Origin of the sequence: Leisingera sp. ANG-S5, assembly GCF_000813925.1 — a bacterium.
In the GTDB taxonomy this organism is placed as follows: Bacteria; Pseudomonadota; Alphaproteobacteria; order Rhodobacterales; family Rhodobacteraceae; genus Leisingera.
Genome location: NZ_JWLH01000005.1, coordinates 566,408 through 592,662 on the forward strand (window position 1 = coordinate 566,408; position 26,255 = coordinate 592,662).

Below are 26,255 nucleotides of genomic sequence, written 5' to 3' on the forward strand. Positions count from 1 at the left end.
CGGAGCCGGGTTATTTCATCCCGGCTTCGGCCTCAATCTGTTTGCGGCTCTTGCGGGCGCGTTCGGTGGCTGATTTCAGCTGGCCGCAGGCCGCCATGATGTCCTCGCCGCGGGTCTTGCGGATCGGCGACGCATAGCCGGCCTGATAGATGATATTGGCAAACGCCCGGATCCGGTTGTTGGAGCTGCGCTTATAGGGTGCGCCCGGCCATTCGTTGAACGGGATCAGGTTGATCTTCGCCGGGATGTTGTAGCGCTTGATGTGGTCGATCAGCCGGTGCGCGTCCTCATCGCTGTCATTCACCCCGTCCAGCATCACATATTCAAAGGTGATCCGTTCCGAGTTCGACGCCTTGGGATAATCCGCCAGTGCCTGCAGCAGCTCGTCGATATTCCAGCGCTTGTTGATCGGCACCAGCACATCACGGGTTTCGTTGGTGGTGGCATGGAAGGAAATCGCCAGAAGGCAGCCGATTTCCTCGGCTGTCCGTGCAATCTCCGGCACCACGCCGGAGGTCGACAGGGTGATACGGCGGCGGGACAGTGAGATGCCTTCCGGGTCCATCGCAATCTTCATCGCGTCGCGCACGTTGTCGAAGTTATAAAGCGGCTCACCCATGCCCATCAGCACGATGTTAGAGAGCAGCCGGGTTTCTTCCTTTGGCGCGCCCGGCACCGGCCATTCCTCCAGGTCGTCGCGCGCCATCATCACCTGGCCGACGATTTCCGCCGGGGTCAGGTTGCGCACCAGCTTCTGGGTGCCGGTATGGCAGAAGGAGCAGGTCAGGGTGCAGCCCACCTGGCTGGAGATGCATAGGGTGCCGCGGTCATCCTCGGGGATATAGACCACCTCGACCTCGTGGCCGCCGTTGATCCGCACCAGATACTTGCGGGTGCCGTCGGTCGACACCTGCTTGCTCACCACCTCGGGGATGCGGATCTCAAAGGTCTCCGCCAGCTGCGCGCGGTAGGCCTTGGCCAGGTTGGTCATGTCACCAAAGTCACGCTTGCCCCATTGGTAGATCCACTGCCAGATCTGGCCGACCCGCATCTTGGCCTGCTTCTCCGGTGTGCCGTGCTCAATCAGCACTTCGCGCATGCGCTCGCGGGTCAGGCCCACAAGATTGATCTTGCCGCCCTCGGGCTCCTTGCGGGGCAGGGTCATTACATCCTGAGTGATCGGCGCGCTGGCGGTCATGGCAAAAGCCTCGGGTCATGGTGAGCGGATGCGGCTCTATATAGGATTTCGAACAGAGATCAAAAGGAATCCGCGAAAATCTGCTTTCACATCGGGTTCCGGGCGGTCACTGGCCCAGCCGCACCAGCTCGTCGACCCGCGCCCGCCCCAAGGTTGTCCAACAGGCCCGGGTGGCAATCCCGGCGTCTTCCGGCACCGGATGCGCCGTCCCGATAAAACTGCAATGGGCGGCGCGAAACGCTTCCCAGGCTGTTTGGCTCGCCATGAGCGCGGCCTCTGTGTTTGTCCCGCCGGCATCGTTGTCCCGCTCCGCTGCGGCAATCATGGCCGCCTCCAGTGCGTTGAACAGCGCCGCTTCCACACCTTCCTCGTCATCAGCCACGCAAGAGCCAACCTCCTCCTGGCTGCCGGTGCCGCATTCCAGTGCCGGATTGGCATTGGCGGGCAGGGTTAACAGCGCAACCGCAAGGATAGGGACCGGAAGAAAGGCAGAGTTCAGCATGGCAGACACCTCCTGCCCCTATGCTACGCCCCCTGCGCCTTTCAAACAAGAAAACCCCGGCGCAGGCCGGGGTTTCGTGTGTTTCCGCACATGCAGAGGGTTACTTGCTGCAGCGCTTTTCCGCATCTTCAATCGCCGCGGTGAAGCCCAGCAGCGAGAAAGTATCCTTGGTCTGGGTGCCCCGCGCCGACCGCGCAGTCAGCACCGCACTGGCGCCGCGTTTCATGGCGGTGACGATCTTGGAATCGTCCGCTGGCGTTGCCGGCCAGGCCCATTCGCCTTCGGTGAACAGCTCAAACTCGGACTCGCCGATTGCCATGTTCACGGTGGACCCCGGCGCAAACGGATAGCCGCCGGTAAAGCTCACCTCGCCCTTGGGCGCATCGCTGCTGCGGAAGGTGACAAACAGCTGGATCTCGCTGCGGCGCACCGCCACGACACGGCCGTCACGGGTGTTCACGGTCTCCTTCGGTGCGGAAACCCCCCAGCACTCGTTGGGGTCATTGCCCTCGAAAACGCTCCAATCGACCTTGGCCGCAACCCGGTTGTTCGACGTTTCCTGTGCAGTTGCTGCGGTTGCCAATGCTGCCAGACACAGGCCCGCAGCCACGCGGGCGAGTTTCAATGCCATTTGTCCCGACTCCAAGACTGTTCTCTCATACCTCAAAACCAAGCAAAGGGCCCGCAGCGTTCTTCCGCTGTCTGGTCCCGATCCCTTCGCTTGCGCTACACAAGCACACTAACGTAACTAGCACCACGGGCGAAAGTGCGTTTTGGCAGGAATTCGCCCAGAAAACATGAGGGGAGACATCATGCCGAATCCAGTGCCCATGGCCGAAGTCTGGCGCGGCCCGCTGCTGGAAAGCCTGCATCTGGGCCATGCCGTCATTTGTGACGACAGCGGCCAGGTGGTGCGCAGCTGGGGCGATCCGGACGCAGTGATCTATCCGCGCAGCTCCGCCAAGATGATCCAGGCGCTGCCACTGATCACCTCTGGTGCTGCCGCGCGGTATGGTTTGAACCCGGAACAGCTGGCGCTGGCCTGCGCCTCGCACAACGGCGCGCATATTCACACGGACCGGGTTAACGCCTGGCTTAGTCAGCTGGGTATGACTGATGACGACTTCCGCTGCGGCCCGCAGCTGCCGGACGACATCCCCGCCCGCAATGAGCTGATCAAAACCGACAACAGCCCCTGCCAAGTGCACAACAACTGCTCCGGCAAGCACGCGGGCTTCCTGACTCTGAACCAGTACCTGGGCGGCGGTACTGAATACATCGAGGTGGACCACCCGGTGCAGCAGGCCTGTCTGGCTGCGTTTGAGGAAACCACCGGCCAGGACAGCCCCGGCTATGGCATCGACGGCTGCTCGGCGCCGAACTTTGCCACTACCGTCACCGGGCTGGCGCGCTCAATGGCCTGGTTTGCCAGCGCCGCGGACCGCTCCGATCGCGCGTCCGAGGCAGCGCAGCAGCTGGTCGCCGCCATGACCGCGCATCCCGATCTGGTGGCCGGCGAAACCCGCTGCTGCACCAACCTGATGCGGGCAATGGGCGGCAAGGTGGCGATCAAAACCGGGGCTGAGGCGGTGTTCATCGCCATCCTGCCGGAACAAAAATTGGGCGTGGCGCTGAAGATCTCCGATGGCAGCACCCGCGCCAGCGAATGCGCGATTGCGGCGCTGATGGTCAGCCTCGGCGTGCTGGATGCGGATAACCCCGAGACCGCAAAGTACATGAACAAAATGCTCTACAGCCGCCGCGGGCTGGAATGCGGATCCATCCGACCCGCCGCCGAGCTGCTGTTCTGAAAACAAATGCCCCGGTTCAGGACCGGGGCATTTTCTTACATTTCCATGTCGATGATTTCAGCGACTTCAACTGAGCCGCTGCCGTCTGCCACCATCGGGCAGCCCTTGGCCATCTCGCAGGCCGCGTCCTGATCGGCGGCTTCCACCACGGAATAGCCTGACAGTGGATTGGCGCCGCCATTATCGACCACCCCGCCAGCGCTGACGGTTTTGGACATCCCAACCGGTGCACCCGGCACTTTCAGGGCATCACCCATACCTCCCATCCAGTCCTTCCAGGCCTGCATGACCCTGGCGCCTTCCTCCTCGCTCTCCGGGGTCTTGCCGCCGTGATAGGCAAAAACGAACTGTGGCATTGGTCTACTCCCTTGGTTTTGTTGATGGTTCAGTCTTCTGCGGACAGCAGCGCCTCCAGCTTTCGCAGGGTTGAGGTCCAGCCGTCTTCGTGGCGCGCGGCAATGCCGTCATCGCCCAGATCCCGGTGGTCGACCACCAGCATGGCGCCATCCCCAGTGGCTGCAACGGTCAGAGTGACATGGCTCTCATCGCCGCGGCTGCCGTCGTCGCCGTGCCAGGCCCAGGTGAAGCCAACCGATTTCGGCGCATCCACATGGGTCACCTGGCCGGAAACATGGAACCGCTGGCCGTCGCTGTTCTGCATGACCGAGTACCAGGGGCCGGTGCGGCTCAGGTTCAGGTCATGTTCCGGAATGGTAACCCCTTCCGGCCCCCACCATTGAAGCAGCTTGTCCGGCGTTGTCACCCAGGCAAACAGTTTCTCCGGGCTGACCGGAAATGTCCGCTTCAGCTGCAGGTCGCTCATGCCTCGTCCTCCATCAGGGCCGCTTCCAGCCTGTCCAGGCTCCCTTCCCAGAAGGCGCGCCGCGATTGCGTCCATTCGGCGATCATCCGCAGCCCTTCAGGCCGGGCAGAATAGAGCCGCTTAGTGCCCTCAGCCCGTTGGGTTATCAGCCCGGCCTCGCGCAGGACTTTCAGATGGCGCGAGATCGCCGGAGCCGAAATGCCTGCTCCGGGGGCCAGATCCCCGGCGGGCAGTTCGCCCTCAGTAATTAACTGATCCACGATCATCAGCCGGGTTTCGTCTGACAGCGCGGCAAAGGATTTCAGAATCGGTACCATGCTATTTATTAGCATGTTTGTTAATTAATGGAAATGTTAAATATGGGGCAAAGCCAGAGCCGACCTTACATCATATCCCACAGCAGCTTGGCCGCGAGCGAGACAGAGGTCACCACCAGCAGCGGCTTGATCACCTTTGCCCCCTGCTTCTTGGCCAGCCCCGCTCCCGCCCGCGCACCGGCAATCTGGGCGCAGCCCATCAGCAGGCCGGTGATCCACCAGGGCGTCGCAAAGAAGGAAAACGCCAGCAGACCGCCTGCATTGGAGGCGAAATTCAGCAGCTTGGTATGGGCGGTTGCACGCAGGATGCCGTAGCCCGCCAGCGACACAAAGGCGAGCATGTAGAAGCTGCCCGCGCCAGGCCCCAGCAGCCCGTCATAGGCCCCGCACAGCGGAACGATGAGGGCGGTGAACAGGGCGGGGGACAAGCGGCGGTGCCGGTCGAGATCATCCAGCCCCTTCTTCTGCGCAAAGAAAATGGCGATCCCGATCAGCAGCACCGGCAGGATCACCCGGATCCATTCGGTTGGCAGGTAGGCCACCAGAAACGCGCCCGCAACTGCCGCCGCAAAGGCAATTAGCGCAGGCCCAGTCTGCGTCTTCAGGTCAACATGCCCGGCGCGCGCATAGGCGGCCGCCGCGGTGCCGGCGCCGAATAATGCCTGAACCTTGTTTGTTGCAAGCGCGGTGACCGGATTGGCGCCGGCGAGCATCAGAACCGGGACCGTGACCAGCCCGCCGCCGCCTGCAATTGCGTCAATGAACCCGGCAGCAAACCCCGCCGCCAGCAACAGCAGCAGGGTCTCGAAACCCACTTCCAGCATCTAATTGATCAGCCTTTGAATTCGTCCTGGGCGTAGCCCTGGATGTACAAGAGCGCTGTCAGGTCGCCGTGATTGATGCGGATATCGCATTCCGCCGCGACCGAGGGCTTGGCATGCAGCGCCACACCTGCGCCCGCGCGCTTCAGCATCCCCAGGTCATTGGCGCCGTCGCCCACCGCAATCACATCCGCCTCCGCGATACCAAGCCGGGTGGAGATCTGCTCCAGCGCCTCCACCTTGGCCTCCCGCCCCAGGATCGGCCGGCCCGCTTCGCCGGTCAGCTTGCCGTCTTCGGTCAGCAGCGTGTTTGCGCGGTTCTCGTCAAATCCCAGTACTTCTGCGACCCGCGCCGTGAACGCCGTGAAGCCGCCAGAAACAAGCGCCGCATAGGCGCCCTCCGCCTTCATCGTCGCCAGCAGCTGCTTGCCGCCGGGCATCAGGGTAATGCGCTCTTCCAGAACCTTGGCGATTACCGTCTCCGGCAGCCCCTTCAGCAGCCCGACCCGCTCTGTTAGCGCGCCTTCGAAATCCAGTTCGCCGTTCATCGCCCGCGCGGTGATGTCCTTCACCCGCGCGCCGACGCCTGCCTCCTCGGCCAGCTCATCAATGCATTCCTGCTGGATCATGGTCGAATCCATGTCGGCCAGCAGCATCTTTTTCCTGCGCCCGGCGCTGGGCTGAATGACCAGATCCACGCCCATGCCCTGCAGGTCCGCCCAGACGTCCCAGCGGTTATCCGGCATCTGCTTCAACGGAAACTCTGCCGCGACTCCCAGCGCCAGCCACACCGCTTCATCACCGCCCCAGGCATTGCGCAGCGATTCGATCAGCGCGGGCTCCAGCACCGGTCGGGCAGGGTTGCAAAGCAGGGTGGCGGTGTACATCGGCAGGCTCCGTTCCAGCGCTGTTTGCCTATGTCATAGCGCCCTGCCGCGGGAACAGCCAGACAGCAAAAAACTGCGGAAATCCGGAGGCATCATAAGGAGCGGCCCTTTGCGCCATTTCAGCGCGGCTGTTTCCGATGGTGGAAATTCATGTCGCAAAAAACAGATGAACAGCCGCATTTTTCTGAAATTTCTGTTGCGTGCCGCGCTGCAGCACACTAGCTCTGATCACGGGACACCCCTCCCCAACGAGGGGCGCTTATCTGGAAGGGTAGCATTTATGGCTATTGAACAACCTGCCGCGCGGCCGGCCAATCCGCGTTTTTCGTCCGGCCCTTGCGCCAAACCCCCCGTCTTTGATCTGAGCAAACTTGCAGGCGCGCCGCTGGGCCGCTCACACCGCGCCGCGGTGGGCAAGGAGAAGCTGAAAGCAGCGATCGAAGGCACCCGCGAGATCCTGAACATCCCCGCTGATTACAAGATCGGTATCGTTCCCGCCTCCGACACCGGCGCGGTGGAAATGGCGATGTGGAACCTGCTCGGCGCCCGCGGCGTCGAGATGCTGGCCTGGGAAAGTTTCGGCTCCGGCTGGGTCACCGACGCGGTTAAACAGCTGAAGCTCGACGCCACCGTCAAAACCGCCGACTATGGCCAGATCGTGGACCTCGGCACCGTCGATTTCACCAACGACGTCGTCTTCACCTGGAACGGCACCACTTCCGGCGTGCGCGTCCCCAACGGCGACTGGATCCCGGCGGACCGCGAAGGCCTGACGATCTGCGACGCCACCTCCGCCGCCTTTGCGCAGTATCTGCCGTGGGACAAGCTGGATGTGACCACCTTCTCCTGGCAGAAGGTGCTGGGCGGCGAAGCTGCGCACGGCATGATCATCCTCAGCCCCCGCGCAGTGGAGCGTCTGGAGAGCTACACACCTGCATGGCCGCTGCCCAAGATCTTCCGCCTGACCAAGGGCGGCAAGCTGATCGACGGCATCTTCCAGGGCGCGACCATCAACACCCCCTCGATGCTGGCGGTGGAGGACTACCTGCTGGCGCTCGACTGGGCCCGCTCGGTAGGCGGCATGGAAGGCCTGCGCGAGCGCGCCTACGCGAACCTCGCCGCAGTGCAAAGCTTCGTGCAGGACAACCCCTGGATCGCCTTCCTAGCGGAACAGCCGGAATACCGATCCAACACGTCTGTTTGCCTCAAGTTCACCGACGAGCGCATCCAGGACGGCGCTGCCTTTGCCAAGGCCGTCGCCAAACGGCTGGAAGCTGAAGGCGTCGCCTACGACATCGGCGCCTACCGCGACGCGCCTCCGGGCCTGCGCATCTGGTGCGGCGGCACGGTGGAAGCCTCTGACGTGGCAACCCTGATGCCCTGGATCAAATGGGCCTTCGAGGCCGAGATCGCCGCGCAGACCGAAGCGGCCTGAGCAACCTCAAAGGCGGGCGGCTACGCCCGCCGTCCCAGCACAGACATTCTAAGGACCACAGACATGGCTCCCAAAGTACTCATCTCCGACAAGCTGTCCGAGGCCGCCGTTCAGATCTTCCGCGACCGCGGCATTGACGTCGACTTCCTGCCCGACGTGGGCAAGGACAAAGATAAACTGGCGGAAATCATCGGCCAGTACGACGGCCTCGCGATCCGCTCCGCCACCAAGGTGACCGACAAGATCCTTGAGAACGCCGAGAACCTCAAGGTGATCGGCCGCGCCGGCATCGGCACCGACAACATCGACAAGGAGGCCGCCTCCAAGCGCGGCGTCATTGTGATGAACACCCCGTTCGGCAACATGATCACCACCGCCGAACATGCGATTGCGATGATGTTCGCGGTTGCCCGCCAGCTGCCGGAGGCCTCGGCCTCCACCCATGCCGGCAAATGGGAAAAGTCCAAGTTCATGGGCACCGAACTGACCGCCAAGACCCTGGGCGTTATCGGCGCCGGTAACATCGGCGGCATCGTCTGCGACCGCGCCCGCGGCCTCAAGATGAAGGTGGTGGCCTATGACCCCTACCTGAGCACCGAGAAAGCCGACAAGATGGGCGTCGAGAAGGTGGAGCTGGATGAGCTGCTGACCCGTGCCGATTTCATCACCCTGCACGTGCCGCTGACCGACCAGACCCGCAACATCCTGTCCAAGGAGAACCTTGAGAAGACCAAGAAGGGCGTGCGCATCATCAACTGCGCCCGCGGCGGCCTGGTGGACGAGGGCGCGCTGGCGGAACTGCTGACCTCCGGCCATGTGGCCGGCGCCGCCTTCGACGTTTTCTCGGAGGAGCCGGCCAAGGAAAACGCCCTGTTCGGCCTGCCCAACGTGGTCTGCACCCCGCACCTGGGCGCCGCCACCACCGAGGCGCAGGAAAACGTCGCCCTGCAGGTGGCAGAGCAGATGTCCAACTACCTGCTGACCGGCGCGGTTGAAAACGCGCTCAACATGCCCAGCGTCACCGCTGAGGAAGCCAAGGTCATGGGCCCCTGGATCAAGCTGGCCGATCATCTGGGCAGCTTCGTCGGCCAGATGACAGATGAGCCGATCAAGGCGATCAACATCCTCTATGACGGTGTCGCCGCCGGCATGAACCTGGATGCGCTGAACTGCGCGGTGGTTGCCGGCATCATGAAACGCGCCAACCCGGAGGTGAACCTGGTCTCCGCGCCCGTTGTTGCCAAGGAGCGCGGCGTGCAGATTTCCACCACCAGCCAGGACAAATCCGGCTCCTTCGACGGCTATGTCAAAGTGACCGCGGTGACCTCCAAGCGCGAACGCTCGGTGGCCGGCACTGTGTTCTCCGACGGCAAGCCGCGGTTCATCCAGATCAAGGGCATCAACATCGACGCCGACGTCGGCGCGCATATGCTCTACACCACAAACGAGGACGTGCCCGGCATCATCGGCACCTTGGGCCACACCCTGGGCGACCACGGCGTCAACATCGCCAACTTCACCCTGGGCCGCTCCGAGGCCGGCGGCGAAGCCATTGCGCTTCTCTATGTGGATAATGAAGTCCCGGCAGAGGTGCGCGCCAAACTGGCGGAAACCGGTCTGTTCAACCAGATCAAGCCGCTGCAGTTCGACGTCGTCTGACCCGTCTGGCATAATCTTGCAAAAGCCCCCGCCATTGCTGCGGGGGCTTTTCCGTTGTCACCTCTGGTGCGCGATCGTTGCCTTCTCCGGCCGGCTGCGCAGAACAATAACGCCGAAAACCAGCATCGACACCAGCGCCGCCAGTGATCCGGCCTGGGCCAGCACCTCTGTGCGCTCCTGGATCGCCAGCGGGATACCCGGAACCAGCAGCCCCAGAGACAGCACGGTTGCAGCCAGATGCAGCCGCGGCAGCCTACCTTCACCGGCGCTTGGCACCAGATGATAATAAAACGCATAGATCGCGCAGCTGACCCAGCCCAGCAGGTTCAGATGCCCGTGCGCCGGCGACAGCAGGTGATCCTGGCTCGCCGACATCTGGACCCCCCAAACCATGCCGCCCAGGGCACACACCACTGCAATCAGCATGAACGGCCGTGCAATTCCATTCATCACTTGTCCCTCCCATGTCGCGGTTCCGTTTCTCCCATCACCGGAACGCCGCGGATTTCGAAACGCCAGCCTAGCATACTTCACTGATCTTTTGGGAAAACCGGCGGGGTGGGACATTTCTGCGGGGTTGAGGTGCAAGGCTTGATCCGGCATCAAAACATCAGCAGCAAAGGACATGTGATGACTTCCCCGATCTACGCCATTGGCGATATCCACGGCCAGCTTGCCATGCTGGAACAGGCGCTGGCGCTGATTGAGGCGGACGGCGGCGCAGATGCCCGCATCGTCTTCCTTGGCGATTACACCGACCGGGGTCCGGACAGCTGCGGCGTGATCGAACGGCTGGTCCAGGGCCAGGCCGCGGGCCGAAACTGGGTCTTCCTCAAGGGCAACCACGACCGCATGTTCTCAATGTTCCTCGAGGATTACCCGCGCAACGATGCCCGGCTGCTGGTCGGCTATCATTGGCTGCACGAGCGCATTGGCGGCATTGAGACTCTGCAATCCTACGGCGTGGAGGTCGCAGACGGCGACCGCATCTACCAGACCCACGCCCGCGCCCGCGCCGCGGTTCCGCAGGCGCATCTAAATTTTCTTGCGGGCCTGAAACCTTATCATCAGGAGGGTGAACTGCTGTTCGTCCACGCAGGCATCCGCCCCAGCCTTCCGCTGGAGAGCCAAAGCGAAGACGACCTGATCTGGATCCGGCAGGAGTTCCTGAACGACGAACGCGCCCACCCCTGGCTGGTGGTGCATGGGCACACTCCGGGGAAACGGGCGGAGCATCACGTGAACCGGGTCAACCTCGACAGCGGCGCCGGCTACGGCCGCCCGCTCACCGCTGCAGTGTTCGAAGGCCGCGATTGCTGGCTGCTGACAGACGCAGGCAGGGTGCTGCTGGAACCCTGATCCGCTTTTCATCTTTCCACAAGAACTCTGGGGGTGAGCGCCAAAGGCGCGAGGGGGCAAAGCCCCCTCAACCGGACATCACGTCCAGTCCAGCACCACCTTGCCGCTGGAGCCTGATTTCATCGCCGCAAAGCCTTCGGCGAAATCATCGACGCCGAACCGGTGGGTGATCACCCGGCTCACATCCAGCCCGTTCTGCAGCATCGCGATCATCTTGTACCAGGTCTCGAACATCTCGCGCCCGTAGACGCCCTTGATGGTGATCGCTTTGAACACAATGCGCGACCAGTCGACCGGCGATTTGCCCGGTGGAATGCCCAACAGGGCAATCTTGCCGCCCATCACCAGTGCCTCCACCATCTGGTCGAGGGCCGCCTGCGACCCGGACATCTCCAGCCCGACGTCGAAGCCCTGTTTCAGACCCAACTCGCGCACCACATCCTGCAGGTCCTCCTGCGCCACGTTCACCGCGCGCACCGCCGGCACCACATGTTCCGCAAGGCTCAGCCGGTCCGGGTTGATGTCGGTGATCACCACATGCCGCGCGCCGGCATGTTTCGCCACCGCTGCCGCCATGATGCCAATGGGACCTGCGCCGGTGATCAGCACGTCCTCGCCCAAAAGATCAAAGCTCAGCGCCGTATGCACCGCATTGCCCAGCGGGTCGAGGATAGCGCCGATCTCATCCGGAATATCCTCCGGCAGCGGCACCACGTTGAAGGCCGGCAGTTTCAGATACTGGGCAAAGGCGCCCTGCTCATTCACCCCGATACCGCGGGTTCCGGGGTCCAGGTGGAACTTGCCGGCCCGGCTCTGGCGCGAGTCGGTCTTGATCAGATGCCCCTCGCCGGAGCAGCGCTGCCCCACCTCCAGATCGGTGACATTGCGCCCGATCTCGACAATTTCGCCGGCAAACTCATGGCCGGTGATCATCGGCACCGGCACGGTATGCGATGCCCATTCATCCCAGTTCCAGATGTGGATATCGGTGCCGCAGATGCCGGTCTTCTTCACCTTGATCAGCACCTCGTCGGGGCCGATCTCCGGCACCGGCGCCTGCACCATCCACAGACCCTCCTGCGGATGGCTCTTCTCCAGCGCCTTCATCGTGTTCGGACGGCTCATGATACAATTCCCAATTCCTTGCCCACCTTGCCAAAGGCGGCCAATGCCCGGTCCAGCTCTTCCTTGGTTAGAGCCGCATTCATCTGGGTGCGGATGCGCGCCTGGCCGCGCGGCACCACCGGGAAGAAGAAGCCGGAGACATAGACGCCCTCATCAAACAGCTTGGCCGCCATGTCCTGCGCCAGCTGCGCCTCGCCCAGCATCACCGGGATGATCGGATGCTCACCCGGCAGCAGGTCAAAACCTAGCTTTTCCAGCCCCGCGCGCCAGTACTTGGCATTCTCGAACAGCTGCGCCCGCAGCCCGTCCCCTTCCTCCACCAGCCGGATCGCCTCCAGCCCGGCAGCAACAATCGATGGCGGCAGCGAATTGGAGAACAGATAGGGCCGCGCCCGCTGCCGCAGCAGGTCGATCACTGGCTGCGGCCCGGCGATATAACCGCCGATGGCCCCCCCAAGTGCTTTGCCCAAAGTTCCCGTCAGGATGTCCACGTCCACCCCGAAATGCTCCGGCGTGCCGGCGCCTGTCGCACCCATGAAACCGGTGGCGTGGCAGTCATCCACCATCACCACCGCATCGTATTTGTCCGCCAGCGCCCGGATCTCCGGCAGCTTGGCCAGATAACCGTCCATCGAGAACACGCCGTCGGTTGCAATCATGATATGCCGTGCACCGTCCTCGCGGGCCTGCTTCAGCCAGGCCTCCAGGTCGTTCATGTCGCTATTCAGGTAGCGGTAGCGCTTGGCCTTGCACAGCCGGATCCCGTCGATGATCGACGCATGGTTCAGGCTGTCGGAGATGATCGCATCCTCCGGCCCCAACAGCGGCTCGAACAGCCCGCCATTAGCGTCGAAACAGGCGGCAAACAGGATCGCATCATCTTTGCCGAGGAACTTCGCCAGCCGCTGCTCCAGCTCCCGGTGAATGTCCTGGGTGCCGCAGATGAACCGCACCGACGCCATGCCGAACCCTTTCGGCTCCATCGCGTCCTTTGCAGCATTGATCAGGGCGGGGTGGTCGGCCAGACCCAGATAGTTGTTGGCGCACAGGTTGATCACTTCGCGCCCGCCAACCGTGATCTCGCCCCCCTGCGGGGAGGTGATCATTCGCTCGCGCTTGTACAGCCCCTCGCCCTCGATCTGGGCCAGCGTGTTGGAGATGTCGGTCAGAAAAGCAGTGGACATGCGCAAACTCCCTTGGTGTCTCGAGTCGCGTGTCTATCATAGCGGATGCGTTTCCGGAATACAGGATTTCAGGATTGCGGAAAAAAATCCGTGAAACTGGAATGTGTGAGTGGAAATCCGCCAAACCGGACTATCTGCCACTGAAACAGGGAGGCGTGCGTCCATGGCAAAGGTCACAGGAATCGGCGGGGTATTCATCAAGGCACGCGGCGACGCCAGAGCACTGGCCAAGTGGTACAGCGACCATCTGGGACTGGACCTGCAGGAATTCGGCGGTGCGGTCCTGAACTGGCAGGACGACACCGCAGAGGATGGCGGTCTGACCGTCTGGGGCACCGCAGATGCGGACGGCACCTGGTTTGACCCCAGCACCGCCGGTTTCATGATCAACTACCGGATCGACGATATGGACGGGATGATCGCACAGCTCACGGACGCAGGCATCCCGGTGCTGAAAGGGCCGGATGCCCATGAAAACGGCCGCTTCGCCTGGATCATGGATCCTGAAGGCAACAAGGTTGAACTGTGGGAACCCAAGCTCTGGGATGAGAAGAACAAAGGCTGACACCCGCACAAAAGAAAACGCGGCCCCTTTTCAGGGACCGCGCTTCCGATCAGTACTGCTGCGAGGCTTATGCCAGCTGCAGGTTCACCGCCGACTCGCGGCCGTCACGGCCGGGCTCGATGTCGAAGGTAACTTTCTGGTTGTCCGCCAGGCCGGTCAGGCCGGAACGCTCAACAGCGGAAATGTGCACGAACACATCTTTGCTGCCGCCCTCGGGCGCGATGAAGCCGTAGCCTTTGGTGGTGTTGAACCATTTTACGGTGCCGGTGGCCATATCCGTAGTCTCCTTTTTGATGCTGCCCGCGGAAGTGCGGCAGCCTGGCGTAGTCGGTCTGGATCGAGAGACTGAAAGCGCCGGTAAACGGGAGACAGTGGATCGACAAGAATAACGTTAGCGGACCACATATGGGCCGGACCCCCGAGTCGTTCAAGGGGAATGTGCATAAAAGGCACAAGGTGGGGATTTCCTGCCGAAAAGTGCAGGCAAAACTTACCAGTACGGCTGGAACGGGGTTGGACTACGCATTCTTCACAATCAGAAACACCCGTGCCGGCCCCTCCGGTGCGGTGATCGAATGGGCGACGTCGGCGGCATAGCGCGCGGTGTCGCCGGCCTGCAGCTGGTCCCTTGCGTTGCCGGAGCTGACTGCAATCTCGCCTTCCAGTACCGTCAGCTGCTCCACCGCGCCGCGGGTGTGCGGTTGGCTGACCAGCGCGCCGCCCTGATCGAACCGGATGTCATAGACCTCATGCCCGCCAGCCTCTTCCGGCGGTGACAGGATGCGGATGCGGCAGCCCTGGCCCATGTTCTCGATCTTGGGCACATCCGACGCGCGCAGCACCTCGATCCGGTCCTGCATGTCGCCCGCTTCCAGAAGGCCCGCAAAATCCACCTGCAGCGCGCGGGTCAGGTTCCACAGCGTTGCAATGGTGGGGGAGCTTTCGCCGCGCTCGATCTGGCTCACCATCGAGCGGCTGACGCCCGACAGGTTCGCCACCGCCTCCAGGCTCAGGCCCTGGGCGCGGCGCGCCTCCTTCAGGCGGGCGGGCAGCAGGGTCAGGATATCGTCTGTGTTTTCCGTCATGACGGATTCTCTGCGCCGATGGGCTGCATTTGTCAATTGATCCGGCAAACTGCAGATGCTGCGCCGCGGCGGTGCACAGGGGGTGTACAGGGGGTGCACGGGGGGTGACGCCGCGTTCCCATGACGGCACGTCCCGGCAGACAGGTCGATGCTGCGGGCGCATACTGGCGCCAACGCAGGAGTTGAGGAGTAAGACCAATGACAGAGATCGTGATCCTGGACGGCGCCCGCACCGCCATCGGTACCTTCGGCGGCGCGCTGGCAAACACCGCGCCGATCGACCTGGCTGCCACCGTTTCCAAGGCAGCACTTGAACGCTCCGGGGTGGAGGGCGGCCAGATCGGCCATGTGGTGTTCGGCCATATCATCAACACCGAACCCCGCGACATGTACCTGAGCCGGGTTGCGGCGATGCAGGCAGGCGTCCCGGACGTGGTACCTGCAATGAATGTGAACCGCCTCTGCGGCTCCGGCGTGCAGGCAATTGTCTCAGCCTTTCAATCGCTTGCCCTAGGGGATGCGGAGTTTGCCCTGGCCGGCGGCGCCGAGAATATGTCGCGCAGCCCCTATATCCTCCAGCAAAGCCGCTGGGGCGCCAAGATGGGTGATGTGAAATCGCTCGACATGATGCTGGGCGCGCTGAACTGCCCCTTCGGCACCGGCCATATGGGGGTGACGGCTGAGAACGTCGCCGATGAGCACGGCATCACCCGCGCGCAGATGGACGAGTTTGCCCTCACCAGCCAGACCCGCGCCGCGGCGGCGATCGAGGCGGGCCATTTCAAGTCCCAGATCACGCCCGTGGAGGTCAAGGTGAAGCGCGACATGGTGCCCTTCGAAGTGGACGAGCACCCCAAGCCCACCACGCCAGAGGCGCTGGCGGGCCTGCGCGCTGTGTTCCAGAAGGACGGCCGGGTAACTGCCGGAAATGCCAGTGGAATCAACGACGGCGCCGCGGCCATGGTACTGGCCACTGCCGCCGCTGCAGAGCGGGCCGGGCTGAAACCCAAGGCGCGGATTCTGGGCTATGCCCATGCAGGTGTGCGCCCCGAGGTGATGGGCATCGGCCCGGTGCCCGCGGTGCGCAACCTGCTGGCGAAGACCGGGCTGTCTGCCGGCGATTTCGACGTGATCGAGTCGAACGAGGCCTTTGCCTCGCAGGCGTTGGCGGTGAACAAGGAGCTGGGGCTGGATCCGGCCAAGGTGAACCCCAACGGCGGCGCCATTGCGCTGGGCCACCCGGTGGGGGCCACAGGTGCCATTATCACCTTGAAAACACTTTATGAACTGGAGCGAACCGGCGGTTCCAAAGGGCTGATCACCATGTGCATTGGCGGCGGTCAGGGTATCGCACTGGCGGTTGAGCGCATTTGATTGCAAACGGCATGGGATTGCGAATGACGGGGTCCCATGTCTGGCCTTCACCATTGGGAGCTCTTTGTTTAACGGGCATATTACGCTTCTTTCATATACAGGAGATGCAATTCAAAGTAGAAATAAAGAAACGGTAGGAATCAAAGAATATTAACAACTTCTTACCGAAGCTTCGCTGGAATAACTTCTACGGGATAGTTGACCAGCGATCCGGCACAAGGCTCGCGCGCTGCCAGGGCAGCCTGCTGGATGGTAAGGGGGTAAAATGACAGCCAAGGTCCTGCTTCTGGAAGACGACAAGGGTGTCCGGTTCACGTTCGAGATGGCTTTGCGGGACGCCGGATATGATGTCACCGCCGTTGCCAGTTGTTCCGAAGCCATCTCAGCTCTTTCCGGCATCGAAACCGGTATTTTGATCCTTGATCTGAAGATCGGGGAGGAAATGTCCTTGCCAGTGGCGGATTATGCCGCGCTCATGCGCCCCGATATTCCGGTGGTCTACATCACCGGCAGCCGGCTGTTCACCGGCGGAGAACTGTTTGGGCTGAGCCGCAATATCCGGTGGGTGCTGCACAAGCCGGTTAACCTGCCGGACCTTGTAAGCATGGTCGACTATGTAACCGGCCAGAGTGTTACCGCAGAAGCAAGCTGAGCAGGTTCCGGGACCTAGCTGCAGGCAATTGTAAAGATGGCGCCTTTGCCTTGGTCTGCATCGGCTGTGAACTGCCAGTTGTGGCGGCGGCAAATCTCCGCACAAGTCGACAGTCCGATGCCGCTGCCTTCGATTTCACGGTGTGCGCGATGAAACGGCTGGAGGATCAAGAACTTGTCTTTGGGGTCAAAACCGGTTCCATTATCCGAAACTGACAGTTGCCATTTGTTCGGCCCTGCGGAAGATTGTCTGATTTTGATTTCCAGAGGGCGCCCAGGGTGCCGGTACTTGATTGCGTTGGTCAACAGGTTGGTGAGGACGAGGTGCAGCAGGGTAGGGTCGGCATGCAGCCGGAAACCGTTGCCTGACACGCTGATTTGGCCGCCGCAGGCTTGCAGCTCCTGGGCAAGGCCTGCGCAGGCCTCTGATACTGCGTCCTGAATTGAAATTTCCTGAATGTTGATCCGGGCGGACGTTGAAACCGAATGTTCCAAAAGCTCCGTTGTCAGCCGGTCCATCTGGCTGGTGGCCCGGCTCATGTGCTTCAGGAATTCCTGGGCTGTCTCCGGCAGACCGGCGGCATAGTGCTGCGAGAAGTAGTGCAAGGCGCCATTCAGGGTGCTGATCGGTGTTCGCAGATCATGAGAGGCGGCGTGGGCAAAGGCCTCCATCGACAGCAAGGTTTCCTGCAGTTTCAGGTTGGCTTCCTTGGCGCTGCGCAGCTCATCGTTGAGCTTGCTGCGCAGGTCATTCATTTGCCGGAACGACTCAGCGGTGACTCGCAGCTGGTCATGGGTCAACATGATCAGCCGCTCACCCTTGGCGTCAGACTTTAACAGCGAAACGCGGAAATCCGTTTCTGGCGCCGTGGACGGGCGGATGTTCGCATTCATGGGCAAAGTCGTTGCGCCATGCGCTGTGCCTTGCCTGAGCCTTGCAATCACCCGGTCCGGATCCAGCAGGGTCAGGCTGCTGATGCATGTGCCTTGAAGCGCACCGCTGCCGGGTTCGCAACCCGGTGCGAAACTGCGTTCGGCCCTGCGGTTGCACGCAAGAATGCGGCCATTCCAATCGAGGACAAAGGACGCATAGGGAGACCAGAAAAAGGCGTTTCCCAAGACCTCAGCGTCCAGGTTGTTCCCATCCGGCATCAATGCAGTCACCGCCTAGGGGCCGGTTTGTCCGCGGGTGCAGGCTGCAAAATGCGGGCGGACGCGGGATGAGCCTGGTCCGCCTGCATGACCTTGAAAGGTTTAGTGCAACACAACACGCGCGTTTTACTCCGGTTCACGCCGGTAAAGCTGCAGGCCGCCAAAGACATGGGTTATGCGGTCTGCATCGCCGCTCCGGGCTTGTGCAAACAGTTCTGCTGCGGCGTAGCTGCCATCGCTGGTCTGCAGGCGCAGCGGGTAGTGGAACGGCTGTCCCATCGTCAGGACATCCTGCAGCCCGTCCTTGGCAAAATCCCGGTCCTCAGGGTGGATGCGCTCCAGCATCATTTCCACCGACGGGACGTGCTTTCCCTGAGCATACCCCAGAAGATCGTACATCGGCGGGTTCCAGGACGGCACGTTGTTGACCACATCAAAGGAGAAAATGCCAACGGCGAAATGATTCTGCACCGCTGCGCTGCAGCCCAGCATGAGGTCGCGCTCGTCAAACTTTGCCTTGTCCCAGCACACGCCGATCAACTGGATGTTTTCGCCATGGGAATCCTGGAAAACCATCAGGCTGCCCCCGATGTTCAGGGTGTTTCCGCTGTCATCGAAGAAGCGTGCATCAAATTCGAAGGAGCCGCCGTCCTTGAACAGAGGGTCAAGCTGCAACTGCAAGCTTGCACGGTCTTCGGGGTGGGCGCGCGCCAGAATCGTGTCAAGGCTCAGGCCGGCTGCGGTGTCATCCATCCCCAGAATGGCATGCACCTCTGGCGAGACGTAGGTATCGTTGGATTGCAGGTTCTGCGTCCAGAACCCGACCCTGGTTACTTTGCTGATCTGCCGGAGGACATCATTGAAAGGTTCGTTGTCGAACCGGGACACAGTGATAGAGATGCCGATGAGCCTTTGGTGCATGTCCAGAACGGGTGACAGGATCAGGGTGTAGTAGTCGCTGCCTGACAGGACGGGAATGCGGCGCGTTTCCTGCAGCCGCAGCACTGTGTTGGCAATTGGCGCAAGTGCCGGGAAGCCATTGGGCAGGTTGCAATGGCTGAGGTGCAGGCCGGTCGGAGGAAGCTCGCCAATGCCAAATACCTCCTGCGCGACGCGCGACAGCCGCCGGATGATCAGCGCCTGATCCGCCAGCGCAATGGCATAAGGCGAAGAGACCAGCATCGCTTCCAGCTCGGAGGCCAGCGCCTGGCGCTCTGCCGAGCTGATCTGCAATTCCTCGTTGACGGTCAGCAGCTCTTCATTGGTGGATTGCAGTTCTTCGTTGGAGGTTTCCAGTTCTTCATTTGTGGCCTGGAACTCCTCGTTGGTGGACTGCAGCTCCTCGTTGGCGGTCTGAAGTTCCTCGATCGTCTGCTGCAGCGCCTCCTGGGTGGAGCGGATTTCCAGCTCCATCCGCTCGACATAGTCCCGCTGTTCCCGGTCGGAAATTTCGCTGAAGTTCAGCTCCTTTTCCTCCTCGAACTTGGAATTGATCGCCAGCAGGCAATGCAGTTCGCCACCCTTGTGGTTGAAGAAGGGGAAGGCCTGCAGCTGAACGCGGTTGCCATTGGGCAAGGAGGCTTTATGCCAGCGCCCGTCCCGCCGTTCTTCGGTGCGGGTGGCCACCGCAATCAGGCTGGCGGCCTCGGTGCGCAGCGGGTCGATCAGCATCCTAACGTTCAGCGACGTCGACATGCCGGCCCGGATTTCGCTGTAGACGCTGATATCCCCGAGGATTTCGATAATGTCGCCGTTACGGGTGCAAATAACGCCATTCGGCGCAACTGCCCGGGCAAGCGAAAGGTCGGCCTGCGCAGCCTGATCGGCCGCCGTTTGCGCCGCTGACCGCCGCATGCTCTGCGACCGCAGATAGGAGCTGCCCGGCGTGCTGGGCAATACGGTCAGTTCCCTGGAAATGCCGCGGCGTTTGCCAAAAATCTTATCGGCCCCCTGGCGGGCTTCGAAGTAGATGCCCATTTCGCCCACTGTTTCCGAAGTGCCCAGAAACAGCAGCCCGCCCGAGGCCAGGGAATAGTGCAGGCGGGTCAGCACACGTTCCTGCAGTGCCAGGTTAAAATAGATCAGGACGTTTCGGATGGTGACCAGGTTGAGATTGATAAAGGGCGGGTCCTGGAACACATTGTGCTGCGAAAACAGTGTCACATTTCGAAGCTCCTGGCGGACCGAGATGTCGTTTTCGCCGACGGTGAAGTATTCCTTCAGATATTGGGGCGGAATGTCCTGCGCTGCTGAAATGGGGTAAATCCCCTTTCGCGCAACTTCGATGGCATTCTGGTCGATATCCGTGGCGAAGATTTGAACATTGGTCTTGGTCAGCGCGTGGAGCCCGCCGAGCAGTTCCGCGATAAGGATCGCGATGGAATAAGCCTCTTCGCCGGTCGCACATCCCGCGACCCACACCCGAACGGGGCCCGGGCCGCTGTTTGCCAGCTGTTCATTCAATTTCCGGAACTGTTCAGGATCGCGGAAGAACCGGGTCACCGAAATTAGCAAATCGCGGTGCAGCGCGTCGACTTCGTCCACGTTTGACCTGCAATAATCGACATAGCCGTCGTAGTCTTCGATACCCAGTGCCGTCATCCGCCGGGCAATGCGGCGGTTCAGTGTGTTTTCCTTATAGTTGGCAAAGTCGACCTGGGTGCGGGCTAGAAGGATGCCGAACAGTTCGCTGAGCTTGCTGGGTTCATCCGTTTCGGGGCGCAGCAATGCCAGATCGCGCGGCCGGGTCAGAATTTTCTCGAAATGGTCGCCGATTTGCCCCGGTGTCAGGGTCAGATCGATACAACCGGTTTCAATCGCCGAGGCTGGCATGCCATCATATTTCGCGGAGCTGGGATCCTGGGCGATGGTGATTCCGCCGCATTCACGGATCGCTTGCACGCCATAGCTGCCGTCGCTTCCAGTGCCCGACAGCACGATACCTACACAGTTTTCTCCGCACTCTTGAGCAATGCTCTTGAACAGCCGGTCAGCGGACGGCTTCGGGGATGCCGGGTGCCCTGCGGGGTTGCGCAAGCGCAGCTTGCCGCCCTCAAGCATAACATCAGTATCCGGAGGGGTAATGTAAATGGTTCCCGGTACAGGGTCGGTTTCCCGGCCCAGCTCTTCTACTGGCAGGGAGGTTTCGCGGGCCAGCAAAGATGTCAGCACGCTTTTATGGGTTGGCGACATATGCTGCGCAATCACGTAGATTGCGTTGGCGGATTGCGGAAGGTGTTGCACCAGTTGCGAAAGCGCTTCCAGCCCGCCCGCCGAAGCGGCCACACCGACCACGTGAAGGCCGCTGTCTTCAGCTGAGGCATCCGCGCTATCATTTTCCGGTGAGGCTGCTGACGTTTCGGTGGACATGCGCTTTTCTAAGTCTTCCATGAATATTCAACCGTAATGCAAAGTAGCGGTGCAAAAAATCTTCCTGCACTCGTTGTGCCTGAAAGGCGGCGCTTGCGGCCTATGCGGCAGCGCAAAATTTGTCGATTAGGTTCAGAATCTGGCCGGGTGTCACTGGCTTTGGTGCAAACCCGTTCATGCCCAAGTCCTTGACGATCGTATCATCGTGATAGGCAGCATCAGCAGTCACGGCGATGATAGGCACGCTGCTGGGAGGATCCATCGGAGCTTCCCGGATTTGCTGTGTCGCCTCAATCCCCGACAGCCGCGGCATGTGCAGATCCATCAGCACCAGGCCATACTCGTTCGGCGCGCTGCTGAGCATGTCGATGCTGGCCTGACCGTCTTCGGCAATCTCAACGTCAACCCCAAGCGCCACAATGATCTCTCGCATCATGTATCGCGTGAATTCGTCATTTTCGACGAGCAGGACTTTCCGCGGGTTGTTCATCAGCTGATTCCGTCTGTGCTGCGGCTGCGATCAGAAACAGGGATCCGGTCACGGCATTGTCTCGAGGGTGACCAAGCCGGCTCCTAATCGGTTCCGCAAAGTCAGGTATTTCAGCGGGGTGGCCGGATTTGGGTCCCTTTGGCATCATGGGACTCTTTCAACCTCCGGTCAACGTGTCCGAGCTGGCTGATAATCTTCTTTTGCGAGTTTTTTAGTTTGAGACACACGTCTTGCGGTGCTGACGTGGTAACACCTTCAATCCGCGGCCTTTATCAAGTCAGCAAGGCAATGACAGCGAAGAGGCTGGTGGCGCCGGCAGCACCCAGAACGGCGGGGACCGCCCAGCTTCTGCTGCTGCGTGGCCGTGCACCGTTCTGTGCGGCCTGCGCGATCAGCGCCTGTTCCACCAGTGCAGGCAGACGGGGGCCAAAGCGGGCCATCACCTTGGCGGTGTCCAGCAGGTCGGTAACGACTGCGCGGGGCCCGATGGATTTCTTGATGTAATCCTCGACCACCGGCCGGGCGGCTTCCCAGATGTTGATACGCGGATCCAGTGAGCGGGCAACGCCCTCAACCACCACCATGGTGCGCTGCAAGAGGATCAGCTCAGTGCGGGTTTCCATGCCGAAGCGTTCAGTCACCTCGAACAGGTAGTTCAGCAGCCGGCCCATTGAAATCTGCGAGGCGTCCATGCCGAAGATCGGCTCACCCACCGCGCGCAGGGCGCGGGCGAATTCATCGACGTCACGGTTGGCAGGCACGTAGCCGGCCTCGAAATGCACCTCGGCCACGCGTTTGTAGTCGCGCTTGATGAAGCCGTAGAGAATTTCGGCATAGACCCGGCGGGTATATTCGTCGATGTGGCCCATGATCCCGAAATCATAGGCGATTATATCGCCGTTGCTAGCCACCTTGAGGTTGCCCTGGTGCATGTCGGCGTGGAAGAAACCGTCGCGCAGCGCATGGCGCAGGAACAGCGACAGCACCCGGTTGGCCAGCAGCTTGCGGTCGTGGCCGGCTGCATCCAGCGCCTCATTGTCGCCCAGTGGAATGCCATCGGCCCAGCCCATGGTCATCACCCGGCGCGCCGAATAGCCCCAGCGAATTTCCGGCAGCTGGAAACCTTCGTCTTTGGCGGTATTGGCGGCGAACTCCGAGGCGGCGGCGCTTTCCAGCCGCAGGTCCAGTTCGCCCTGCACCACACCGTCGAAGTGCTCAATCACATCCATCGGCTTCAGGCGGCGGGCGCCGGGGGCGAAGAGGTCCACGATGCGGGCCGCGAAATAGAACGCATCCACATCCTTGTTGAAGGCGCGCTCAATGCCGGGGCGCAGCACCTTGACCGCCACTTCCTCGCCGGTTTCCGCAAGCGTCGCCCGGTGCACCTGGGCGATGGAGGCGGCGGCGATCGGGTCGCTGAAGTCCGAGAATATCTCGGAGACCGGACGGCCCAGCTCCTTTTCCACCTCAGCCAGCGCCTGGGCGCGGGAAAACGGCGGCAGCTTGTCCTGCAGCACGCGCAGCTGGTTGGCCAGATCCTTGCCCACCACGTCCGGCCGGGTCGAAAGCACCTGTCCGAACTTGATATAGGCAGGCCCCAGCGCGTTCAGTGCGCGGGTTTCGGGCGGCATTGCCGGATCGCCCTTGTAGCCCAGCCATTTGAACGGCCAGCCCAAGGTGCGGGCGAGTATGCGCAGGGGTTTTGGCGCCTCAAACGCCTCCAGCACGGAATGCATGGCGCCGGTGCGTTCGAATGTGGCGCCTGTTCGGATCAGGCGCAGGATATTATGGGGGCCGCGCATGGGTCAGATCTTCCAGCCGGAATGCAGGCAGGCGATGCCCAGCGACAGGTTGCGGTATTTGGCGTTCTCGAACCCCGCCTGTTTCACCATGCCCAGGAAGGTTTCCTGATCCGGGAAGTTGCGGATCGATTCCACCAGATACTGGTAGCTGTCGTAATCATTGGCGATCAGCTGACCCATCCGCGGGATCACGTTGAAGGAATAGAGGTCGTAAAGCTTTTGCAGCCCGTCGTTCGGCAGCTGCGAGAATTCCAGCACCATAAGCCGCCCGCCGGGGCGCAGCACCCGGTAAGCCTCGTTCAGTGCCTCCTGCGGCCGCGTTACATTCCGGATTCCAAAGGAGATGGTATAGACGTCGAAAGTGTTGTCCTTGAACGGCAGCTTCATCGCGTCGCCGGTGACCCAGTCGAGGCTGTCGGCCATCTGCTCTGCTTCGGCGCGCTTGCGGCCTTCCTCCAGCATCGGGCGGGTGAGGTCGAGCACGGTGGAGTGGCCGGAGCCTGCGCGTTTCAGGAAACGGAAGGAAATGTCGCCGGTGCCGCCTGCCACATCCAGCAGCCGCTGACCGGGCCGCGGCGCCAGCCAGTCCATCATCGCGTCCTTCCAGACCCGGTGGATGCCCACGCTCATCACATCGTTCATGATGTCGTATTTCGAGGCGACCGAGTTGAAGACCCCCTGCACGCGGCCTGCCTTCTCCTCCTCGCGGACGGTTTCGAACCCGAAATGGGTGGTGTTGTCGCTCGTGTTGCTCATCAGGCTTGCCGTTTGCTGAGTTTCGCCCTTGTTATAAGGCGCTGTGGGGCAGGCACAATGCGGCCCGTTGGTTCAGGAGGGGTGTAATGCCAGAATTGCCCGAGGTCGAGACGGTGAAACGCGGTTTGGCGCCTGCGATGGAGGGCGCAGTGATCGTGAAGGCGCAGGTGAACCGCCCGGATCTGCGCTGGCCGTTTCCGGAGCGGATGGCCGAGCGGCTGACAGGCGCGCGGGTCAATGCCCTCAGGCGGCGGTCGAAATACATTCTGGCTGATCTCGACACAGGCGAGACGCTGCTCATTCACCTCGGCATGTCGGGCCGTATGACGGTGTCAGGCGACCCCTTGGGGCAGTTCGTGCATGAGCATCCAAAGGCGGAGAAGCATGACCATGTGGTCTTGGACATGGACAATGGCGCCCGCATCACCTTCAACGACCCACGGCGGTTCGGGGCGATGGATCTGCTGGAGACCGCAACGGCTGAAAGCCACAAGCTGCTGGCCGTTCTGGGGCCGGAGCCGCTGGGCAATGATTTTCACGAGGACCACCTGGTGGCTGCCTTCAAGGGGCGTAACACGCCGGTGAAATCCGCATTACTGGATCAGGGAATCATTGCTGGTCTCGGTAACATCTACGTCTGCGAAGCGCTGTTCCGTGCGGGAATTTCGCCACGCCGCAGGGCCGGGCAGATTGCCGCGCATCGGGTAGCGGCGTTGGTGCCGATCATCCGGAAGGTGCTGCAGGATGCCATCCAAGCGGGCGGTTCATCGCTCAAGGATTTCAGGCAAGCCTCTGGTGAACTTGGATATTTTCAGCATAGTTTTGATGCCTACGGCCGCGAGGGCGAGGCCTGCCGCCGAGAGGGCTGCGCCGGGTCAATTGCCAGAATCACCCAGTCGGGGCGTTCCACCTTCTACTGTGTAAAGTGCCAAAGATAGCTTGATCAGAGGGACCCTTTTGGTAAGGACTCAGGACTGAACGGAACAACCGAAAGAGAAATCATGGCCTACGAGACGATCAACGTCGATGTGCAGGACCACGTTTGCCTTATCAAGCTGAACCGCCCTGAGGCGATGAACGCTCTCAACAAGGAGCTCATTGGCGAGCTTTGCGATGCTCTGGAAGAGGCCGATGCCAGCGACAAGGTGCGCTGCATTGTCCTGACCGGCTCGGAGAAGGCCTTTGCCGCCGGTGCCGACATTAAAGAGATGTCGGAGTTGAGTTTCACCGAGGTGTTTTCCACCAATCTGTTTGCCGACGCCAATGACCGCATTTCGGCGATCCGCAAGCCGGTGATCGCCGCGGTGGCCGGCTACGCACTGGGCGGCGGCTGCGAGCTGGCGATGCTGTGCGATTTCATCATCGCTGCCGAGACCGCCAAGTTCGGCCAGCCGGAAATCAACTTGGGTGTCGTAGCTGGCATCGGCGGCACCCAGCGCCTGACCCGGTTCGTGGGCAAGTCCAAGTCGATGGACATGAACCTGACCGGCCGGTTCATGAACGCCGAAGAGGCTGAGCGCGCAGGCTTGGTGTCGCGCGTGGTGCCAGCGAAGAAGCTGATCGAGGAAGCCACAGCGGCAGCACAGAAGATCGCCGAGAAATCGCAGCTGACTGCAATGGCAGTGAAGGAAGCGGTGAACCGCTCCTATGAGCTGCCGCTGAGCGAAGGCATTCTGTTCGAACGCCGCGTGTTCCATTCGATGTTTGCGACCGAAGACCAGAAAGAGGGCATGGCCGCCTTCCTGGAAAAACGCGAAGCACAGTTCCGCGACAAGTAAGCGGTACATCCGAAAACGGAACGGCGGGCCGCTCGGCTCGCCGTTTTACATTCCGGGCCGGTGCCCTTGCAATTCCATGCAGAGTTGGATAAACGCCGCCCTCATACATGCG

At 61.6% G+C, this 26,255-nt stretch carries 27 protein-coding genes; 9 read left to right on the plus strand and 18 right to left on the minus strand.

Annotation, left to right across the window (positions count from 1 at the left end; genetic code table 11):
- Positions 1–10: 10 nt before the first annotated feature.
- From rlmN to RA25_RS11050, 3 genes are all read right to left on the minus strand, one after another.
- On the minus strand, positions 11–1,198 hold the full coding sequence (gene rlmN / locus RA25_RS11040; protein WP_039147679.1) for a 23S rRNA (adenine(2503)-C(2))-methyltransferase RlmN: 1,188 nt from the start codon (positions 1,196–1,198) through the stop codon (positions 11–13).
- A 106-nt stretch (positions 1,199–1,304) separates the two neighbouring features.
- A complete protein-coding gene (locus RA25_RS11045) occupies positions 1,305–1,700 on the minus strand; it encodes a lysozyme inhibitor LprI family protein (protein WP_052254216.1) in 396 nt (131 codons plus the stop codon).
- Positions 1,701–1,800: 100 nt separating this feature from the next.
- Positions 1,801–2,331 (minus strand): invasion associated locus B family protein, encoded by a 531-nt coding sequence (locus RA25_RS11050; protein WP_029204711.1) that lies wholly within the window; start codon positions 2,329–2,331, stop codon positions 1,801–1,803.
- A 181-nt stretch (positions 2,332–2,512) separates the two neighbouring features.
- Between RA25_RS11050 and RA25_RS11055 the strand changes: the two genes are divergently transcribed.
- Positions 2,513–3,511 (plus strand): asparaginase, encoded by a 999-nt coding sequence (locus RA25_RS11055; protein ID WP_039172191.1) that lies wholly within the window; start codon positions 2,513–2,515, stop codon positions 3,509–3,511.
- 35 nt (positions 3,512–3,546) lie between these two features.
- Here the strand turns inward: RA25_RS11055 and RA25_RS11060 are convergent, their stop codons facing one another.
- The 5 genes from RA25_RS11060 to serB form a co-directional block, all read right to left on the minus strand.
- Positions 3,547–3,867: a YciI family protein gene (locus RA25_RS11060; RefSeq protein ID WP_039147683.1), complete on the minus strand. Its 321-nt coding sequence runs from the start codon at positions 3,865–3,867 to the stop codon at positions 3,547–3,549.
- A gap of 29 nt (positions 3,868–3,896) precedes the next feature.
- Complete coding sequence (locus tag RA25_RS11065; RefSeq protein WP_039147685.1) at positions 3,897–4,334, minus strand: SRPBCC family protein; 438 nt, start codon at positions 4,332–4,334, stop codon at positions 3,897–3,899.
- Positions 4,331–4,651, minus strand: a complete 321-nt coding sequence (locus RA25_RS11070; RefSeq protein WP_039147687.1) for an ArsR/SmtB family transcription factor — start codon at positions 4,649–4,651, stop codon at positions 4,331–4,333. Before RA25_RS11070 ends, RA25_RS11065 begins: the two co-directional genes overlap by 4 nt.
- Positions 4,652–4,716: 65 nt before the next feature.
- Positions 4,717–5,475, minus strand: a complete 759-nt coding sequence (locus tag RA25_RS11075) for a TSUP family transporter (protein ID WP_039172193.1) — start codon at positions 5,473–5,475, stop codon at positions 4,717–4,719.
- 8 nt (positions 5,476–5,483) lie between these two features.
- Positions 5,484–6,359, minus strand: a complete 876-nt coding sequence (gene serB, locus RA25_RS11080; protein ID WP_039172195.1) for a phosphoserine phosphatase SerB — start codon at positions 6,357–6,359, stop codon at positions 5,484–5,486.
- Between the two features lie 280 nt (positions 6,360–6,639).
- Here serB and RA25_RS11085 point away from each other — a divergent pair, with 280 nt between their 5' ends.
- Positions 6,640–7,794, plus strand: a complete 1,155-nt coding sequence (locus RA25_RS11085; RefSeq protein WP_039172198.1) for a phosphoserine transaminase — start codon at positions 6,640–6,642, stop codon at positions 7,792–7,794.
- A 63-nt stretch (positions 7,795–7,857) separates the two neighbouring features.
- On the plus strand, positions 7,858–9,453 hold the full coding sequence (serA, locus tag RA25_RS11090) for a phosphoglycerate dehydrogenase (RefSeq protein WP_039172201.1): 1,596 nt from the start codon (positions 7,858–7,860) through the stop codon (positions 9,451–9,453).
- A 57-nt stretch (positions 9,454–9,510) separates the two neighbouring features.
- Here the strand turns inward: serA and RA25_RS11095 are convergent, their stop codons facing one another.
- Complete coding sequence (locus RA25_RS11095) at positions 9,511–9,903, minus strand: hypothetical protein (RefSeq protein ID WP_039172204.1); 393 nt, start codon at positions 9,901–9,903, stop codon at positions 9,511–9,513.
- 180 nt (positions 9,904–10,083) lie between these two features.
- Here RA25_RS11095 and RA25_RS11100 point away from each other — a divergent pair, with 180 nt between their 5' ends.
- Positions 10,084–10,812 (plus strand): metallophosphoesterase family protein, encoded by a 729-nt coding sequence (locus RA25_RS11100; RefSeq protein WP_039172375.1) that lies wholly within the window; start codon positions 10,084–10,086, stop codon positions 10,810–10,812.
- Positions 10,813–10,890: 78 nt separating this feature from the next.
- On the opposite strand, the gene tdh is transcribed toward RA25_RS11100, so the two are convergent.
- Together tdh and RA25_RS11110 are read right to left on the minus strand one after the other, a co-directional pair.
- Positions 10,891–11,919, minus strand: coding sequence for an L-threonine 3-dehydrogenase (tdh, locus tag RA25_RS11105; RefSeq protein WP_039172206.1), 1,029 nt, complete (start codon positions 11,917–11,919; stop codon positions 10,891–10,893).
- A gap of 14 nt (positions 11,920–11,933) precedes the next feature.
- Positions 11,934–13,121, minus strand: coding sequence for a glycine C-acetyltransferase (locus tag RA25_RS11110; protein ID WP_039172209.1), 1,188 nt, complete (start codon positions 13,119–13,121; stop codon positions 11,934–11,936).
- A gap of 163 nt (positions 13,122–13,284) precedes the next feature.
- On the opposite strand from RA25_RS11110, the gene RA25_RS11115 reads away from it, so the two are divergent.
- The gene (locus RA25_RS11115) at positions 13,285–13,686 is read left to right on the plus strand and encodes a VOC family protein (protein ID WP_019295157.1); all 402 of its coding nucleotides are present in this window, start codon (positions 13,285–13,287) and stop codon (positions 13,684–13,686) included.
- Between the two features lie 67 nt (positions 13,687–13,753).
- Here RA25_RS11115 and RA25_RS11120 read toward each other — a convergent pair whose 3' ends face one another.
- Positions 13,754–13,960: a cold-shock protein gene (locus RA25_RS11120; protein ID WP_019295156.1), complete on the minus strand. Its 207-nt coding sequence runs from the start codon at positions 13,958–13,960 to the stop codon at positions 13,754–13,756.
- A gap of 244 nt (positions 13,961–14,204) precedes the next feature.
- Positions 14,205–14,771: a helix-turn-helix domain-containing protein gene (locus tag RA25_RS11125; RefSeq protein WP_039147698.1), complete on the minus strand. Its 567-nt coding sequence runs from the start codon at positions 14,769–14,771 to the stop codon at positions 14,205–14,207.
- A 198-nt stretch (positions 14,772–14,969) separates the two neighbouring features.
- Between RA25_RS11125 and RA25_RS11130 the strand changes: the two genes are divergently transcribed.
- The gene (locus RA25_RS11130; protein ID WP_039172212.1) at positions 14,970–16,145 is read left to right on the plus strand and encodes an acetyl-CoA C-acyltransferase family protein; all 1,176 of its coding nucleotides are present in this window, start codon (positions 14,970–14,972) and stop codon (positions 16,143–16,145) included.
- A 265-nt stretch (positions 16,146–16,410) separates the two neighbouring features.
- Complete coding sequence (locus RA25_RS11135; RefSeq protein ID WP_019295153.1) at positions 16,411–16,797, plus strand: response regulator; 387 nt, start codon at positions 16,411–16,413, stop codon at positions 16,795–16,797.
- Between the two features lie 14 nt (positions 16,798–16,811).
- On the opposite strand, the gene RA25_RS11140 is transcribed toward RA25_RS11135, so the two are convergent.
- From RA25_RS11140 to ubiE, 5 genes are all read right to left on the minus strand, one after another.
- The gene (locus tag RA25_RS11140) at positions 16,812–17,690 is read right to left on the minus strand and encodes a sensor histidine kinase (protein WP_241477395.1); all 879 of its coding nucleotides are present in this window, start codon (positions 17,688–17,690) and stop codon (positions 16,812–16,814) included.
- A 384-nt stretch (positions 17,691–18,074) separates the two neighbouring features.
- A complete protein-coding gene (locus tag RA25_RS11145; protein WP_039172216.1) occupies positions 18,075–21,338 on the minus strand; it encodes a chemotaxis protein CheB in 3,264 nt (1,087 codons plus the stop codon).
- Between the two features lie 79 nt (positions 21,339–21,417).
- Positions 21,418–21,807: a response regulator gene (locus RA25_RS11150; RefSeq protein WP_019295149.1), complete on the minus strand. Its 390-nt coding sequence runs from the start codon at positions 21,805–21,807 to the stop codon at positions 21,418–21,420.
- A gap of 272 nt (positions 21,808–22,079) precedes the next feature.
- Positions 22,080–23,609 carry a 2-polyprenylphenol 6-hydroxylase gene (gene ubiB / locus RA25_RS11155; RefSeq protein ID WP_039147703.1) on the minus strand — a complete coding sequence of 510 codons (1,530 nt, stop codon included), beginning with the start codon at positions 23,607–23,609 and terminating at the stop codon, positions 22,080–22,082.
- A gap of 3 nt (positions 23,610–23,612) precedes the next feature.
- Positions 23,613–24,365: a bifunctional demethylmenaquinone methyltransferase/2-methoxy-6-polyprenyl-1,4-benzoquinol methylase UbiE gene (ubiE, locus tag RA25_RS11160; protein WP_039147704.1), complete on the minus strand. Its 753-nt coding sequence runs from the start codon at positions 24,363–24,365 to the stop codon at positions 23,613–23,615.
- Positions 24,366–24,451: 86 nt separating this feature from the next.
- On the opposite strand from ubiE, the gene mutM reads away from it, so the two are divergent.
- Positions 24,452–25,303 (plus strand): bifunctional DNA-formamidopyrimidine glycosylase/DNA-(apurinic or apyrimidinic site) lyase, encoded by an 852-nt coding sequence (gene mutM / locus RA25_RS11165; protein ID WP_039172219.1) that lies wholly within the window; start codon positions 24,452–24,454, stop codon positions 25,301–25,303.
- Positions 25,304–25,366: 63 nt separating this feature from the next.
- Positions 25,367–26,143 carry an enoyl-CoA hydratase gene (locus RA25_RS11170; protein ID WP_019295145.1) on the plus strand — a complete coding sequence of 259 codons (777 nt, stop codon included), beginning with the start codon at positions 25,367–25,369 and terminating at the stop codon, positions 26,141–26,143.
- Positions 26,144–26,255 lie beyond the last annotated feature (112 nt).